Here is a 16,290-nt window from a genome sequence, read left to right on the forward strand (position 1 = left end):
GTAACATGCAGGCCAACCAGCCGAGGGGTAGGCAAAAAAGGTGAGCGGCGACCCGACACTGGAGCGGATAGCCCAAGGCGAGGGACTGGCGTTGTGTGCGGCGGGAAGCTGGACAGCCCGCTTTGCTCCGGCGCTCGAGCGGATTGTCTCGGATGCCGAGAGGCTGCGCGGCAGCCGTCCGCATATCTTCATCGACGTCTCCCAGATCTCCAGCCTCGACACCTTCGGCGCCTGGCTGATCGAGCGGTTGCGCCGCAGCCTCAGCGACACCACCACGGAGGCCATGATCGCCGGCCTCTCCGCCAACTATTCCAGCCTGGTGGACGAGGTCCGCCGCGTCGGCGCGGCGCCCAGGGCCGACAGCGAGCCGCTCTCGATCACGGTCATGCTCGAGCAGATTGGCCGCACCGTGGTCGGCATCGCCGGCACCATCGTCAGCCTGGTCGATATGCTCGGCGCCGTGATCACCGCGTCCGGCAAGGTGCTGGTCCATCCGCGCAGCTTCCGCTTGACCTCTACGGTGCATCATCTTGAGCAGGTGTGCTGGCGCGCGGTGCCGATCGTGGTGCTGATCACCTTCCTGATCGGCTGCATCATCTCGCAGCAGGGCATTTTTCATTTCCGCCAGTTCGGCGCCGACATTTTTGTCGTCGACATGCTCGGCGTGCTGGTGCTGCGCGAGATCGGCGTGCTGCTGGTCGCGATCATGGTGGCGGGCCGTTCCGGTTCGGCCTACACCGCCGAGCTCGGCTCGATGAAGATGCGCGAGGAGATCGACGCGCTGCGCACCATGGGCTTCGATCCGATCGAGGTCCTGATCCTGCCGCGCATGCTTGCGCTGGTGCTGGCGATGCCGATCCTGGCTTTTCTCGGCGCGATGGCGGCGCTCTATGGCGGCGGCCTGGTGGCCTGGCTTTACGGTGGCATCGATCCGGAGGCCTTCTTGCTCCGCCTTCGTGACGCCATATCGATCGATCATTTCATCGTCGGCCTCGTCAAGGCACCGGTCATGGCGGCCGTGATCGGCATCGTGGCCTGCGTCGAGGGGCTTGCGGTGCAAGGCTCGGCGGAATCGCTCGGGCAGCACACCACCTCGTCGGTGGTGAAAGGGATTTTCTTCGTGATCGTGATGGACGGCATATTCGCGATCTTCTTCGCATCGATCGGGATCTGATCATGCCGGAGCAGGCAGACAACGCCATCATTCGGGTCCGCGACATCACTGTGCAATTCGGCAAGACCCGCGTGCTCGATGGCCTCAATCTCGACGTCAAACGCGGTGAGATCCTCGGCTTCGTCGGTCCGTCGGGGGCCGGCAAGTCGGTGTTGACACGCACCATTATCGGCCTCGTGCCGAAGGTCTCCGGCCGCATCGAGGTGTTCGGGATCGATCTCGATGCCGCTGGTACCGCCGAGCGGCGCGGCGTCGAGCGGCGCTGGGGCATCCTGTTCCAGCAGGGGGCGCTGTTCTCATCGCTGACGGTGCGCCAGAACATCCAGTTTCCGGTGCGCGAATATCTACGTGTCTCGCAGCGACTGCTCGACGAGATCATGGTCGCCAAACTCGTGATGGTCGGCCTGAAGCCCGAGGTCGCCGACCGCTATCCGTCGGAGTTGTCAGGTGGCATGATCAAGCGCGTGGCCCTGGCGCGCGCGCTCGCGCTCGATCCCGAGCTGGTGTTTCTGGACGAACCGACGTCGGGCCTCGATCCGATCGGCGCCGGCGAATTCGACGAGCTGGTGCGCACCCTGCAGCGTACTTTGGGGCTGACCGTTTTCATGGTAACCCACGATCTCGACAGCCTATATACAGCGTGCGACCGCATCGCCGTTTTAGGGAACGGTAAGATCATTGCTGCAGGATCGATCGCCGACATGAAGGCATCCCAGCATCCCTGGCTGCAGCAATACTTCAACGGCAAGCGTGCCCGCGCCGTTGTGGCTGGCGCATGATCCCGAAATGCGAAGACCGGTTTTCGGACCAGATTATGCGCCACAGAGCAATTCGACGGGCTCCGACGCAGGCTGGCTGCGTGAGAGCCTAGGAGCCGATTGATGGAAACGCGGGCGAACTACGTGCTGATCGGAGCGTTCACGCTGGCGGTGATCGCGGCCGCGTTCGGCTTCGTGCTCTGGTTCCAGAGCCTGCACACCACCAAGCAGCGCAGCCCCTTGCGGGTGGTCTTCGAAGGTCCGGCGTCAGGCCTGCGCAACGGTGGCAGTGTCAATTTTAATGGTATCCGGATAGGGGAGGTGATCTCAGTCAAGCTCGACAATCCGCGCCGCGTGATCGCGCTGGCGATGATCGAGAACAATGCCCCGATCCGCAAGGACACCCATGTCGGCCTCGAATTCCAGGGGCTCACCGGCGTCGCTGCGATCTCGCTGCGCGGCGGTGAGGAGGCGGCCGCGCCGGTGCCGCTCGACGAGGACGGCATCCCGGTGCTCACCGCCGACCCCAACTCCCTGCAGGACGTCACCGAGGCGATCCGCGCCACGCTGCAGAACGTCAATCGCATCGTCGCCGACAATCAGGAGTCGGTGAAGAATTCGCTCAAGAACCTCGAGACCTTCACTTCAGCGTTGGCGCGCAACTCCGAGAAGATCGACAACGTCATGCTCAAGGTCGACGGCGTGATGGGCAAGGCCGACAACTTGATGCTCGGGCTGAACGCGATCGCCGGCGGCAACAATGGCGGCGAGCTCAATCTGATGGTGAAGTCGATCCGCGAGCTTGCCGACGATCTCGACAAACGTTCCAATGCTCTGATCCTCGACGGTCGCAGGACGCTGTCGGACATCAGCCGCGCCGTCAACAATTTCGATCGCAACCCGAGCCGGGTGATCTTCGGCGGTAGCAACAACGCGCCTGAGCCTGCACCAGCCCCCGCACCGCCTGGGCCACGGCGGCGGTGATGCGCCAACGGTGCTTGGCGAATAGCGAATATTTTGCCGGACCCGTCATTGCGAGCCAACGGGTCGCGCGAATGCGCGCCCGGTGACAGGCTCAGCGAAGCAAACCATCCCACCGCGACCGCGGAGGCATGATTGCTTCCGCCTTCGCCGAGGCTTCGGCGGACAAGTCGTCGCTTCAGCGCAAAATTGCCTTGCAATTTTGTCGCGAGCTCCTCGAAGAAAGTGAGTGAGTTCCAGGTCAGCGACGTCACGCCGGTCCGAACCCGCAATGACGGGGGCCGTTCCAAGTTCACGGTTCAAACAGCGCTGTGTCATCACCCGCGCATGCGGGTGATCCAGTATTCCAGAGAGGCCGGTGCTTGAACCGAGAGGCCGCGGCGTACTGGATGGCCCGCCTGCGCGGGCCATGACGACTGAGAGGATGCGCGCCCATCGGGCGCGCGTCCACGCGACCCGTTGGCTCGCAACGAAGAAGTGATGCCTCGATTCACATGTCGAACAGCTTGCTCAGCCGTCATCACCCGCGCATGCGGGTGATCCAGTATTCCAGAGATGTCAGAGCTTGATCGAGAGGCCGCGGCGTACTGGATGCCCGCATGCGCGGGCATGACGACCGAGCGGACAAAACGGAGGCCTTTCGGCCTCCGTTTTTCATTCGCTATTCGCTACTCGCTATTCGCCAATTCACCCCAGCCGCCCGGCCGCATGCGCGAGCAGGGTGTAAACCAGTCCCGTCTCCGAGATCAGGTGGCTGCGCAGTTCGTGCGGGTCGCGGCCGTCGCGGGCGACCTCGTCGAGCAGGCGCTCGAACTCGGCGATGTAGCGGTCGACCGTCTGCTTGAAGCCGCGGTCGGAGCGATACTTCCGAGCCACCTCATCGAAGGCCTTCTGGCCGGCCGGCGTGTAGAGGCGCTTGTTGAACGCCTTGTTCTCGCCGCGCTGGTAGCGATCCCACATTTCGGCGGCCAGATTGCGGTCCATCAGCCGCGCGATGTCGAGCGACAGCGACTCCAGCGGATTGGTGGCGGCCTGCGGCGCCGGGCGGGGCCGCTGCGCCTCGCGGCCCGGGCCGGGGGACGTAGCGTCGCTGCGGTTGAGCAGGTCCGACAGCCAGCCATCGCCGCGGCCATTGTCGGGACCTGTCGGGCTGACTGGCGGCGCTTCGGTCCGCCGCGAGGACGGCATGCCCAAATTCTGCACGCCCAGGTCCGGCGGCGGCAGCGTCGAGGCGCTGTTGCCGTTGTCACGCATGCGCACTTCGCCGCGACCACCGCCAGCGGCGGCCGCCACCAGCGGTTCCTCGCGAACGCTGGCGCGATTGCCGCTGACGACGTCGAGGCCGCGGCCGTGATGCGCCACGATGCGGTTGAGCTCGGCCAGTGCCTCGATCTGGTCGACGATCACCTTGCGCATCTGCGCGGTGTTCTCGGCGGCTTCCTGCGGCATTTCGAGCACGCCGCGGCGCAGCTCGTTGCGGGTGGCCTCGAGCTCGTTGTGCATCTCGGTCGCCATCTGCTTCATCGCCGTGACCATCGCGGAGAACTTCTCCGTCGATTCCTTGAACATCGCATCGGTCTCGGCGTTGCTCTGCTGGTAGAGGTCGTTCATGGCGTCGATCGTCTGCTGACGCTCGTTTTCGGCTGCAAGCCGCACCGCCTCGAATTGCCGGCTGATCGTCGCCGAACCGGCGCCGGCGGTCTCCGCCACCACGCGAGCGATGTCGCGGGCACGCTCTTCGGCCGCAGCGAGCGACTCGTCGAGCAGGCCGGTGAAACGCGACAGCCGCTGGTCGAGATCGGTGGTACGCAGATCGATGGTCGTGATCAGCGATTCCAGTGCCGACTTGCGCTCGTTGACGGACGCCGTCGTGGAGCGATTGGCCTGCTCGACCATGGCAGCCGCGTCGATCAGCGCCTTTCCATGCGTCTCGAACTGGCTCGACAGCTCACCGAGGTCCTCCAGCGCCTTGCTCGTCTTGCCGTTGAACACCGTGAGCTGGTCTTCGAGGGCCTGGGTCGCGATGCCGTTCCGCGAGGTGACGTCGTTCATGGCGGACACGAAGTCGGCCACGCGGGTTACCAGCGCACGCTCAAGCGAGTTGAGGTTGTCGTGGGCGCCGGTCAGCACTTCCTGCAGCAAGATGTTGCCCTCGCGCAGCCGCTCGAACAGCGCCACCGTATCGGTGCGCAGGATCTTGCTGGTCTCCTGCATTTCGGTGACGGCCGAGATCGAGACCTGACGCGACTGATCGATCGCAGCGCGTGAGGCTTGCTCGAGGTCCTTGAGCGACTTCGCCACCGCGCCGGTCGCCTGGTCGCCAGCGGAGGTGATGTTGCGCGCGACGTCGCTGCCGTGCGCCGCCATCGATTGCGAGAACGCCTGGCCGCGGGTTTCGATCGCCTTCAGCGCATCGGCAGTGGCGCGATCGATGTCGGTCGCAAGATGCGTGGCCTTGGCGGTGAGCGCCTCGACCAACGCGCCCCGGCGACTGTCGACCATCTGCGACAGGCGATCGGTCTGTTGCTGCACATAGGTGACGATCTCGTCGGTCTTGCCGGTCATCGCCGAGCCGAACGCGCTCGAAGCAGACAGCACCGAGCGTTCGATATCGGCTGCGGTCGACTTGACCTTGGTCGAGACCTCGCTGGACATGTTGACCAACGCCGCCTGCGCGTTCTGCGCCGATGTCTGGATGTTGTCGGTGGTTTTGGCCGTGACCGCGCCGAGCGAACGCTCGATATCGGCTGAGAGCGTGCGGATCTGGTTGGCGGCATCGGCGGAGGTCGCAGAGAACGAGTTCTGGGCCTCGCGGGCGCTGCCGAGGATGGCCTGCGCAGTCTCTGCACCGGCCGTGGTCAGCGTGCGCTCGATCTCGGCGGAGATCTCGCGAATCTGGCTTGCTGCCTCGGTGGAGGTCGCTGCGAACGAAGTCTGAGCTTCGCGGGCACTGCCAAGGATGGCTTGGGCGGTGTTGGCGCCCACCGCGGTCAGGGTGCGTTCGACGTCGATCGCCAGCGACTTGACGTGGTTGGCGGCGTCCGAGGACGCAGACACGAGGGTTCCCTGCGCCTCGTGGGCGCTGGCGGTGATGGCTTCGGCAGTCGTGGAGCCGACCAAGGACAGCGAACGCTCGACGTCGGCGGCAAGTGCCGTCACCTTGCTCGCAGCGTCCGCCGATGCGTTGATCAGCGTGTTCTGGGCATCACGCGCTCCGGCGGTGATAGCCTCCGCGGTCGCGGAGCCGGCCAACGACAGCGAACGCTCCATGTCGGCGGCGAGGGTGCGGACCAGGCTGGTGGCTTCAGTGGATGCGTCGACCAGCGTGCTCTGGGCCTCGCGCGCGCTTGCGACGACTGCCTCGGCCGTGGCCGCTCCGGCCGTCGTGAGCGAGTGCTGAACGTCGGCTGCGAGCGTGCGCACCAGATTGGCGGCCTCCGTGGATGCACCGGCCAGCGTGCTCTGGGCTTCGCGGGCAGAGGCGACCACGGCTTCCGCGGTGGCCGTGCCGGCCATCGAGAGCGAGCGCTCGACGTCGCCGGCGAGCGACTTGACCTGGCCCGTGACGTCGGTCGACGTCGAGATCAGCGTGGTCTGGGCCTCGCGCGCACCGGTCATGATCGCTTCGGCGGCGGCGGAGCCGGCCATCGACAGCGAATGCTCGACGTCGGTGGCGAGCGACTTGACCTGGCTTGCGGCCTCGGCAGAGGCGGTGACCAGCGCGGTCTGGGCTTCGCGGGCGCCCGACAGCACCGAGGCTGCGGTGGCGCTGCCGGCGGCCTGCAGCGTGCGCTCGACATCGGTCGACAGCGCCTTGATCTGCGAGGCGACGCCGTCGGAGGAGGAGACCAGCGAGGCTTGCGCGTCGCGGGCGCTGGTGAGGATCGAATTGGCAGCGCTGGTCCCGACAGCGGTCAGCACGGCCTCGACTTCGGACGACGTCAGCTTGAGCTGTGCCCCGACGTCCGTGGACACGGTGAGCAGCGCCTGCTGGGCGGTGCGCGCACCGGTCTGGATGGTCTCGCTGGTGTTGACCACGAGGTTGGTCAGCGAGCGCTCGGCGTCCTCGACGTGGGACTTGATGCTCGACGACAGCAGTTCCGCGCGAGCCATCAAATCATCGCTCGCCTGGCGGCCGCTGCTCTCGATGCGGCCCGCGACGGCTTCGACGCGCGAGCCGAGCAGATCCTCGAACTGCGCGACGCGGGTGTCGATGTCGTTGGCAATCGCACCGACGCTGGTTTCGATGCCCTGCTGGACGTCGACGAAGCGCGCCGAGATGGTATCGGTCAGGCGCGCGCTGTGGCCGTTGATGGTCTCGGCGAGGCGATCACTGTGGCCATTGATGGTCTCACTGACGCCGTTGATGCGATGGTCGACCGCGGCAATCGCCTGCACGGTGCCTTCGGTCAGGGTCGTGGTGAGCAGGCCGAGCCGCGAGTCGATCGACTGGATCGCCTGGGCGGCGCCTTCGGTCAGCGAGGTCGCGAGCGCGCCGAGATGGCCGTCGATCGACTCGGTGACGGACTTCGCACGGCTCTCGAAGGTGATTTCGAGCGTCTTCAGGCGGCCATCGATGGTGTCATCCAGCGACCTGAGACGGCCATCGAGCGAACTGTCGAGCGAGCCGATCTTGCTGGCAAGTGAGCTGTCGAAGGTCAGGAGCTTGTCGTCCAGCGAGGCGTCGAGATTGGTGACGCGGTCGCCCAGCGTGGTCTCGAACTGCAGCAGGCGCTGGTCGAGCGAGGCGGTGATCTCGCCGCTGTTCGAGCTGACCCGGTGATCGAAGGTGTCGACGTAGGTCTTGAGGCTGTCGGCGATGTCCTGGGTCCGCTGACCCATGCGCTCGACGATGTCGCCGCCGAAAGTCTTCACCGTGCGATCGAACTCCGAGATGTGGCGCGTGATCAGCGCGCCTAGCGTGCCGGAGTCGCGGGCGAAGCGCTCGGCGAGATCGCTGCCGTGGTTCTTCACCAGCTCGTCGAATGCGCTCATCTGCAGCGACAGCGAGTCGTGCGCGGTCTCGGTCTGGCTCACCACCTTGGCGACCAGCGAATTGACGGTGACATCAAGTGCCTCGCTCGCCTTGTCGCCGCTCGTCATGATCTGGCCGGCGAGGCGGTTGCCGGCATCGTCGATCTTGTTCACGAGATCGTTGCTGCGCAGCTCGAGCTCCAGCAACAGCGAGTCGGCAGAGTTCTTGAGCGAGTCGTGGACCTGCTCGGTGCGGTCGGAGATGCCGTCGACAATGGCCGCCGAGCGCTGCTCGAAGTCGCCCGTGATGCGGTCGACGCGCTCGTTCAGCATCTCGTGGATGCGGTCGGCCAGGTCGGCGAATTCGTCGTGAACGTGGCCGGTCTTGAAGTTGAGGCTGGTGGTAAGCCGTTCGGACGCTTCGAGCACGGCGCGGGTCGTCTCGGCGCTGGCTTCCTCGAGACGGTCGAGCAGGTCGCCGCCGCGCTCGCCGAGCGCGAGGATCATGTTGTCACCGGCATGGCCCAGCGCGGTCGTGATGTGTTGGCCGCGCTCCTCCAGCGCGCTGGTGATGCTCTTTGCCACCTCGTCGACGCGCGAGGCGATCGCATCCGAGATCAGCGCGATGTCATGGCGCAGGTCGATCTGCACGCCGGAGATCGCGCTGCGCACCTGCTCGGCCTGGCCGACCAGATTGTCGCGCTGATGGGCGATATCCTGCAGCAGCGCGCGGATGCGCACTTCGTTGTCCGAATAAGCGCGTTCCAGTGCCGCAACTTCGTTGGCGACGAGGGTTTCGAGCTCGCCGGCGCGCGCGATCGCACGCTCGACACCGTCACCCATCGCCGCGACCTCGCGGCGGATCGCCTGACCGACCGTGACCATGGAATCGGCGGCGGCGTTTTCGGGCTCGGAGAAGCGCATCGCGACTTGTGCCATCGATTGCGCGATCATCTGCATTTCCTGGCCGCGCCAGGCAAGGCTCGCGAGGAAGAAGAACAGCAAGATCGGCGCAAGGAAGAGAGCGGCGAGGCCGGCGAACATGAGGACGCCGCTGCCCTGGGCCATCCCGGCCTGCAGCGACGGCAGGAAGGCAACGGTGAGGATGATGCAGCCGAGCAGCCAGACGCCGGCGGCAATCGATGCGAGCATAAAGGCGTTGCGGGCGGGGCGGCCCTTTCGCAGCGATTGCAGGAGCTGGCCGATGGTCTCGCGATCGTCGTTGGCGGCGCGGCGCGGCGCGCGCGGCTCCTCGATCGGATCGAATGCAGAGCGCTCCGGACGGGGCTCGAATGATGTAGCCGAGAAATCGGGCGAGGCCACCGGAAGGCTCGGCGCCGCCTGCTCGGCGGTAGCGCCGGACTTTTCGGCGGTCTGTTCGTTGATGTTGAGGGCTTCCTGAATCGCAGAAAGCGCGACTTCGGTGGGATCTTTGACCTTCTTGGGAGTGTTCGCCATGTTCAGTCTAACCCCTCTACTATTTTACGCGCGGCGAGCGTGCGAACGTCCCCCCGCAAGCTCGAGCCGGTGCCCGATGCGGAACGCAAGCTGCCCGTCGGCGGCTTGTCCGCTACATCCGCAAACATCCTATTGGTTGAGCGATGCGAATGAAATGCTTGCGATTAATACTTTCTTAATCATCGTTAACAGCTTTAAGCCATAAGGCCTTATGACTACTCGAAATTCCGGCCGAACCGCGTCGATTGTGTCGAGAACTTGTCCGAAATCGGGCCGATTTGTAGATCATCCTGACAACAATCCGTTAACCAGTTTCATGATTGGCTAGGCCGATAGGCCGCCGGGAACCGCCCAGCGGAGAGGACAGGGACCGGGTCATGCCACTTCATCTCGAACGGGTTGAATGGACACAATCGCCGCCGCTCGCGCCCGGCAACGGTCCGATCGACCTCGAACACCTCCGGCGCATGACGCTGGGCGATCCAGGCCTCGAGCGGGAAGTGTTGGCGATGTTCTCCACACAGTCGGCCAAGATCCTGGCTGAATTAGCGGCGTCGTCGGCCGAGGCTGCGACCCATGCTCACACCCTTAAGGGATCGGCGCGCGCGATCGGCGCCTTTGGCGTGGCCGAGGGCGCGGCCCGGCTGGAAAAGGCTTTGTCCAGCGGTTCCGATCCATCCCAACCGCTAACCGAGCTCGGAACCGCCATTGCCGAGGCGCGCGCCGCGATCGACCTGATACTGCATCGATCGTAGGCCTCTCGCCCTTCGAAGGGGCCGGCAAGCCGTCAAACGACCCATCCCAAACCGGCCGGCAGGTTTTCGGCCGCCGCCGCTAGCGCTGCAGGGATCGACCCGTTATAGGACTGCCGGGGACCTTTCCATTCATTGTCCGGCGCACTCCGGCAGCACGAGCGATCATGGCCAAAATCCACTTTATCGACCATTCCGGCGAGAAACGCACCATTGAGATCGAGAACGGCGCGACCGTTATGGAAGGGGCGATCCGCAACGCCATCCCCGGCATTGAAGCCGAATGCGGCGGGGCCTGCGCCTGTGCAACCTGCCACGTCTATGTCGATGAAGCGTGGCGCGAGAAGGTTGGTCCTCCATCGCCGATGGAAGAAGACATGCTGGACTTCGGCTTCGACGTTCGGCCGAACTCGCGGCTGTCCTGCCAGATCAAGGTGACCGACGAGCTCGATGGTCTTGTTGTGTCGACGCCGGAGCGGCAGGCCTAGAGTTCTAGTCGCCGTCCGGATTCACGCCGCGGCGAACCCAGCGTCGAAAATTCTCTTTGACCTCGGCCGGCAACGGCGTCGGCCTGCGGGTCGCCTCGTCGATCATGACGGTAACGGCCCGCGCCGACGCCACGCATTTTCCCTCCGAGAACACCACCTGATCGAAGGCGGTCGAGGTCCGTCCGAATTTCACGAGGCCGAGCCCGAGATCGATCTTGCCGGGCCAGTGCAACTCGGCGCGGAAATGGATGTCGAGGCGCACCATGATCCAGCCGAGCCCGGGAGGCATCAGCCCCATGCTCCGGTCCTTCACCAGCGTGACGCGGCCGGTCTCGAAATAGGTAGCATAGACCGCGTTGTTGACGTGTCCGTTCGGATCGAGATCGGCAAAGCGCACATTGTCGGTGAGGCGATAAGGGAAGTCTTCCAGGCGCGGCGTATCGTCGGCGCGGATCGGGGCATTCACGAGCGGTCTCCGTCAGTTTCAAGCCCATACAGCCGACTTGTCGAGGCTCGGCAAGGGGTTGCCGCGCCAGCCTCTACCCCTATTATGCATTCCCGATCCGGCGCCACCTGATGGCTGGACAGGCGATGGCCGCCCCAGTCGATTTCAACTGAAAAGAAGCGGATATGAGCGAAGCGATTAAAACCGATGTGCTGATTATTGGCGCAGGTCCCTGCGGACTGTTCGCCGTGTTCGAACTGGGCCTGCTCGACATGAAGACGCATCTGGTCGACATCCTCGACAAGATCGGTGGCCAGTGCGCGGAGCTCTATCCGGAGAAGCCGATCTACGACGTTCCCGGCATTCCCTTCGTTACCGGCCAGGGCCTCACCGATCAGCTCATGGAGCAGATCAAGCCGTTCAATCCGACCTTCCATCTCAACGAAATGGTGGAGACGATCGAGAAGGTCGGTGATCCGCTGTTCCGCGTGAAGACCGATGCAGGCAAGGAGTTCGAGGCCAAGGTCGTGGTGATCTCCGCCGGCGGCGGCTCGTTCCAGCCCAAGCGGCCGCCGGTGCCCGGCATCGAGGCCTATGAAGGGACGTCGGTGCACTACGCCGTGCGCAAGATGGAGCAGTTTCGCGACAAGACCATTCTGATCGTCGGCGGCGGCGATTCCGCGCTCGACTGGACGCTCAATCTGCATCCGATCGCCAAGCGCATCACGTTGCTGCATCGACGCGACGATTTCCGCGCAGCGCCCCACAGTGTCGAGCAAATGCGCGCGCTGGTCGCTGACGGCAAGATGGATCTGAAGATCGGTCAGGTCACCGGGCTCGAGGGCGCGAGCGGTCAGCTCGCGGCCGCGACCATCAAGGGCAATGACAACGCGATCTCGACGATCGCCTGCGATACGATGCTGCCGTTCTTCGGGCTCACCATGAAGCTCGGTCCGGTTGCGAACTGGGGCGTGGCGCTGGAGAACAATCTGGTGCCGGTCGACACTGCGGCATTCGAGACCAATATTCCCGGCATCTTCGCGATCGGCGACATCAACACCTATCCAGGCAAGCTGAAGCTGATCCTCTCCGGCTTCCACGAGGGTGCGCTGATGGCGCAGAAGGCGCACCGCTATGTCTATCCTGACAAGCGGTTGGTGTTCCAGTACACGACATCGTCTTCGAGCTTGCAGAAGAAGCTCGGCGTGACCTGATTGCAGCCGAATTGTGGCCGACAGAAACGGCTTCGGCGTCTCGGCCGTCGCGTGGGGTACTAGAACACTCCGCGAAATGGACGTAGACTCTAAAGCTGGGCTTGTCGATTGATCAGGTGATGACGATGCGCACCACGCTATCCAGACTTCGGCTGATCTTCGCGATCGCAACGACGCTTGTCGTTGCGATTCCATTTGCGGCCTCGGCCGCAGAGCCTTCCGCCGTCGGCCTGTGGCAGAAGGTAGAGGACGGCAAGACGACCGGGTGGTTTCTGATCTTAGACCACAGCGGCACCTTCGAAGGCGTGATCGCCAAGATGTTTCCCGACGCCGACGATCCGCCCAATCCCGTCTGCGCGAAATGCACCGATGATCGCAAGAACGCGCCTTGGCTTGGGCTGCCGTTCATCCGCGACATGAAGCGCGCGGGCCTGAAATACGAGAACGGCAACGTGCTCGATCCGCGCGACGGCAAGGTCTACAAGGCCAGGATGACGCTGAGCGCCGATGGGCAGACGTTGACGATGCGCGGCTATCTCGGCATCTCGCTGTTTGGCAAGGACGAAGTCTGGACCCGACTGCCGGACACTGCGATGGCCCAGCTCGATCCGGCGATCGTCGCCAAATACATGCCGTCGCTCGCAGCCGTGAAGACGACGCCGACATCGACCTCGCCGATGACGAAACGGCATTAAAGCGCGATTAGATTGAGGTTGTATCGTCTTCGCTCTTTAGCTCTTGCGCGCGCAAACGGATTCCGCGCTTGTCGCGAAGGAATAGCGTGACGCGTTTTCTTGCGCGTCAACCTTAGCGCCGCTCCGGCGCCGCGGGCAGCGGCGCCACCGGCTCCGAAATGATTTCCGGCACGACGTTGTCGAGTTGCAGCACGCCGGCGGCGGCAGGCACGGCCGCATCCGCCATCGCCGCGTGTCCTTCCGCGGTCGGATGGACAGCGCCACCGTAAACGGCGGAGAGAATACCCCACGTCGCGTCGTGGATATCGGTTGGCTGCATCGAGGCCGGCAGAGCCTGCGGATAAGTCATCGCCGCGAAGTAGCTGTCATTGGCATCGCGGATCCAGCGCGCGCGCGGCAGGTAGGCGCGATAGTCGCCGGCGCTGCGGCCGCATTTGAGCGGTTGGTTCGCCGCGGCGACAATGTCGGACACGAAGCTGTCACCATTGGCCGAGAAGCAGTCGCGATCGAACTCGGGATCGGTCGACGCACGGGCGCAGAAGCCGTGGCTTGCAAAGGCGTCCTGATGTGCGTCGACGAACGTCATCCGGTCGGTCTGCGGATCGCGGCAGATGACGCCGGACTGGCACAGCGCGAGCGCCTTGAGCTGCGGCAGGAACTCGTTCTGCACGAAGCTCGAGACGGTCGCGAGCCGTTGCGGATCAGCGTTGAAGGAGGGATGGATATCGAACCCGGCGCGGCCGCCGGGGCAGGGGGTGCCGCCATTGGTCAGCGCCGGATTGGCATAGGCCGTATAAATGACACGCGACAGGTCGCCGCCGACCAGCGGCTTCAGCGCATCGCGCAGCTTGGCGAAACCGGACGGCAGATCGCGGGCTAGCGCCGAGCGGGCATCGTCGACCGATGCCAACGAGCCGCCGCGCTTGAACAGCGTGCGCTCGGTCGGAGTGTCGACGATCACGTCGGCGACAAGACCGGAGAAGTAGATGTCGTTGGCGCCAATCGACAACAGCACGAGGTCGAGCGTGCGGTCCGGCTGGCGGCGCCTCGCGGCCGCCAGGGCGGCGCGCAATTCGGCGAGCTGGCCGCTCACGGTGCCCGAACAGGTGTTGGCGGTCTTCGTCGGCAGGCACTCGCGCGCCTGCTGCGAGCCGAGTAGCCCGTCGGCAATGGTGGCGCCGGTGCAGGCCAACGGCAAATAGGTCACCGCGATGTGCGGATATTGCACGGCCAATGCCAGCGCAGTGCGGGTCTGGTAGCTGTAGAGTGAGCGATGGCAGGCCGAGTTGAACCATAGCGCGCTGTGGCGCTGCCAGTTGGACAGGGTGTCCGGTGCCTCGCAGGCGCGCCCACCCTTGTAGCCGGCGCGGCTCGGCCGATAGTACTGCGCGCCCCCGAGATAGGAGCGGAAGCAGAAGCCGTCGTCGGACAGCGCGATCGCGCGGTCCGGATTGCCTTCGCCGGAGGCGATGCTGTCGCCGAGGCCGGCGATGAAGAAATCCCGCACCGCGATCTGGGTCGTGACCCGCTGATTTGCTTCGGAACCGCTCGCGACGTCGACGGTTGCGACCGTGGTCCGACCGTAGCGGACGCGCAGATTGACCGGCTCGGCGCAATCGAACGTCGAGGATTGCGGCCCGTCGCCATCGTCAAACGACCAGGCGCAGGTCGCGCCGACCGGGACCGGACCTGTGAGGCGGACGACGATCGCGTGGTCGATCGGCGTCAGGTAGCTTTCTTTGACGTTGTCGCGAGTGCAGGGCTCGTTGACGCGGCCTTGCAGGTCGATGCAGAGCCGGTTGACGGTGTTGCGCGCCCAGCCGCGGCCGTCGCTCTGCAATTCCAGCACCCGCTCCGAGTCCAATACGCTGCGTCCAAGCCCGCTCTCCACCTGGAGGCGGAAGTCACGTTCCTCGCGGAACAGGCGGAAGCGGTTGCGGACCTCCCAGGAAATCTGCAAGGGGGTGTCCTGCGCTTTCGCGGCCGATGCGATGACCGCAGATAGCGCGCTGCCGAGCAGCACCGTGCAGACCGTCAAACGAAACGAAAATCGAGCCAAAAAACCAGCCATGGCGCGTTTGACGTCAACGGTAAGGCAAAAATAAGAGAGCCGGGTTTGGGGGCGAAAAACCCCGTGGGGCGATAACGTCGCTGTTACCTTTTCAGCCGCCTGATCCGCTGCTGTCGGCTTTCGATCGGCTGCCGCACGGTCGCCGAAGCCGTGCAGGCTTGGCTAAGTCGCTTTCGTTCCTGCCAGGGCTGCACCACGTTGAGCCAAAACTCGCGCATGCCCATGATCGAGATCGAAATCCCGAACGGAATCAGGAAATAGAGGATGCGGAACACGACCAGCGTCGCCAGGAGCTGTTCCTTGCTGAATTCCGGCAGCGCCACTAGCATCGCAGCATCGAACACGCCGATCGAGCCCGGGGCGTGACTGGCGAACCCGAGCAGGGTGGCCAGGATGAACACGACGGCCAGCGAAACGAAGTCGATATAGGGCTCGGTCGGCATCAGCAGGTACATCGCGAGCGCACAGAAGCCGAGATCGACCACGCCGATGAGGACCTGCAGGAGCGTCAGCTTCGCCGACGGCAACACCACCTTCCAGCCGTTCTGGCCGAGTTCGCGGCGTTTGTCGCCGGTGAGCAGCCAGTAGAAATAGGCGGCGATGCCGGCGAGGCAGCCGATCGCGATCAGGCGGTTCATTGCAGGCGGCAGGAGGTCCATCGCCGATGCCGCGGCGGGGTGCCAGGCCATGCCGAAACCAAGCACGAACAGGTTGCCCAGCCAGAACGTCAGCCCCGACAGGAAGCAGATCTTGGCGACGTCGATCGCGGTCAGGCCGTAGTCGGAATAGATCCGGAACCGGATCGCGCCGCCTGTGAAGACGGTCGCGCCGATATTGTGGCCAATCGTGTAGCTGGTGAAACTCGATAGCGCTGCGATGCGGTAGGGGACGTGGTTCTTGCCGATCGTGCGGAGCGCGAAGAAGTCATAGAACGTCAGCGTGCAGAAGGCGCCGACGACGCACAGGGCCGCCAGCGCGATCCTGTGCGGCGCGATGTTGGTCAGCGCGGTGAGGATGATACCGGTATCGACGCCCTTCAGGGTCCGGACCAGCGTCGTGACCGCGAACACGATGATGAGCACACTCGCAGCGATCCCGAGCCGTTTCCAGCCGATCTTTTCCTTGAAGCCACGCCTGAGCGTGGTCAGCAGCCGATGCATTCATCCTCCCGGCGGGGGCGCAATTTCAGTGGGACCCGATCACGAACGGCGACGGGTGACGGGCAGACGCACCGTGCGCGATGACCCATAAGGCAAAACCGATGCGTTGTGCAGTCCTTG

At 64.5% G+C, this 16,290-nt stretch carries 11 protein-coding genes; 7 read left to right on the forward strand and 4 right to left on the reverse strand.

The annotated features are described in order from the left end of the window. The first annotated feature begins 40 nt into the window (after nt 1–40). The 3 genes from P6U25_RS12760 (at nt 41) to P6U25_RS12770 (ending at nt 2,916) form a co-directional block, all read left to right on the forward strand. Complete coding sequence (locus P6U25_RS12760; protein WP_407151521.1) at nt 41–1,174, forward strand: MlaE family ABC transporter permease; 1,134 nt, start codon at nt 41–43, stop codon at nt 1,172–1,174. Between the two features lie 2 nt (nt 1,175–1,176). Next, a complete protein-coding gene (locus P6U25_RS12765; RefSeq protein WP_407151522.1) occupies nt 1,177–1,953 on the forward strand; it encodes an ABC transporter ATP-binding protein in 777 nt (258 codons plus the stop codon). Between the two features lie 102 nt (nt 1,954–2,055). Next, complete coding sequence (locus P6U25_RS12770) at nt 2,056–2,916, forward strand: MlaD family protein (protein ID WP_407151523.1); 861 nt, start codon at nt 2,056–2,058, stop codon at nt 2,914–2,916. 684 nt (nt 2,917–3,600) lie between these two features. Here the strand turns inward: P6U25_RS12770 and P6U25_RS12775 are convergent. Beyond that, a complete protein-coding gene (locus P6U25_RS12775; RefSeq protein WP_407151524.1) occupies nt 3,601–9,345 on the reverse strand; it encodes a negative regulator of septation ring formation in 5,745 nt (1,914 codons plus the stop codon). A gap of 377 nt (nt 9,346–9,722) precedes the next feature. Between P6U25_RS12775 and P6U25_RS12780 the strand changes: the two genes are divergently transcribed. Both P6U25_RS12780 and P6U25_RS12785 read left to right on the forward strand, forming a co-directional pair. Next, entirely contained in the window at nt 9,723–10,100 is a 378-nt protein-coding gene (locus tag P6U25_RS12780) for an Hpt domain-containing protein (RefSeq protein ID WP_407151525.1), read from the forward strand. A 164-nt stretch (nt 10,101–10,264) separates the two neighbouring features. Continuing rightward, nucleotides 10,265–10,585, forward strand: coding sequence for a 2Fe-2S iron-sulfur cluster-binding protein (locus tag P6U25_RS12785; protein ID WP_407151526.1), 321 nt, complete (start codon nt 10,265–10,267; stop codon nt 10,583–10,585). Nucleotides 10,586–10,589: 4 nt separating this feature from the next. Here the strand turns inward: P6U25_RS12785 and P6U25_RS12790 are convergent, their stop codons facing one another. Further along, complete coding sequence (locus P6U25_RS12790) at nt 10,590–11,051, reverse strand: acyl-CoA thioesterase (protein WP_407151527.1); 462 nt, start codon at nt 11,049–11,051, stop codon at nt 10,590–10,592. 164 nt (nt 11,052–11,215) lie between these two features. Between P6U25_RS12790 and P6U25_RS12795 the strand changes: the two genes are divergently transcribed. Both P6U25_RS12795 and P6U25_RS12800 read left to right on the forward strand, forming a co-directional pair. Continuing rightward, nucleotides 11,216–12,244, forward strand: coding sequence for an NAD(P)/FAD-dependent oxidoreductase (locus P6U25_RS12795; RefSeq protein WP_407151528.1), 1,029 nt, complete (start codon nt 11,216–11,218; stop codon nt 12,242–12,244). 125 nt (nt 12,245–12,369) lie between these two features. After that, the gene (locus P6U25_RS12800; RefSeq protein WP_407152506.1) at nt 12,370–12,939 is read left to right on the forward strand and encodes a DUF2147 domain-containing protein; all 570 of its coding nucleotides are present in this window, start codon (nt 12,370–12,372) and stop codon (nt 12,937–12,939) included. A gap of 112 nt (nt 12,940–13,051) precedes the next feature. Here P6U25_RS12800 and P6U25_RS12805 read toward each other — a convergent pair whose 3' ends face one another. Together P6U25_RS12805 and P6U25_RS12810 are read right to left on the reverse strand one after the other, a co-directional pair. Further along, nucleotides 13,052–15,010 carry a hypothetical protein gene (locus P6U25_RS12805; protein ID WP_407151529.1) on the reverse strand — a complete coding sequence of 653 codons (1,959 nt, stop codon included), beginning with the start codon at nt 15,008–15,010 and terminating at the stop codon, nt 13,052–13,054. A gap of 83 nt (nt 15,011–15,093) precedes the next feature. After that, nucleotides 15,094–16,170, reverse strand: coding sequence for a YbhN family protein (locus P6U25_RS12810; protein WP_407151530.1), 1,077 nt, complete (start codon nt 16,168–16,170; stop codon nt 15,094–15,096). Nucleotides 16,171–16,290 lie beyond the last annotated feature (120 nt).

Source organism: Bradyrhizobium sp. ORS 86 (assembly GCF_045571475.1).
In the GTDB taxonomy this organism is placed as follows: domain Bacteria; phylum Pseudomonadota; class Alphaproteobacteria; order Rhizobiales; family Xanthobacteraceae; genus Bradyrhizobium.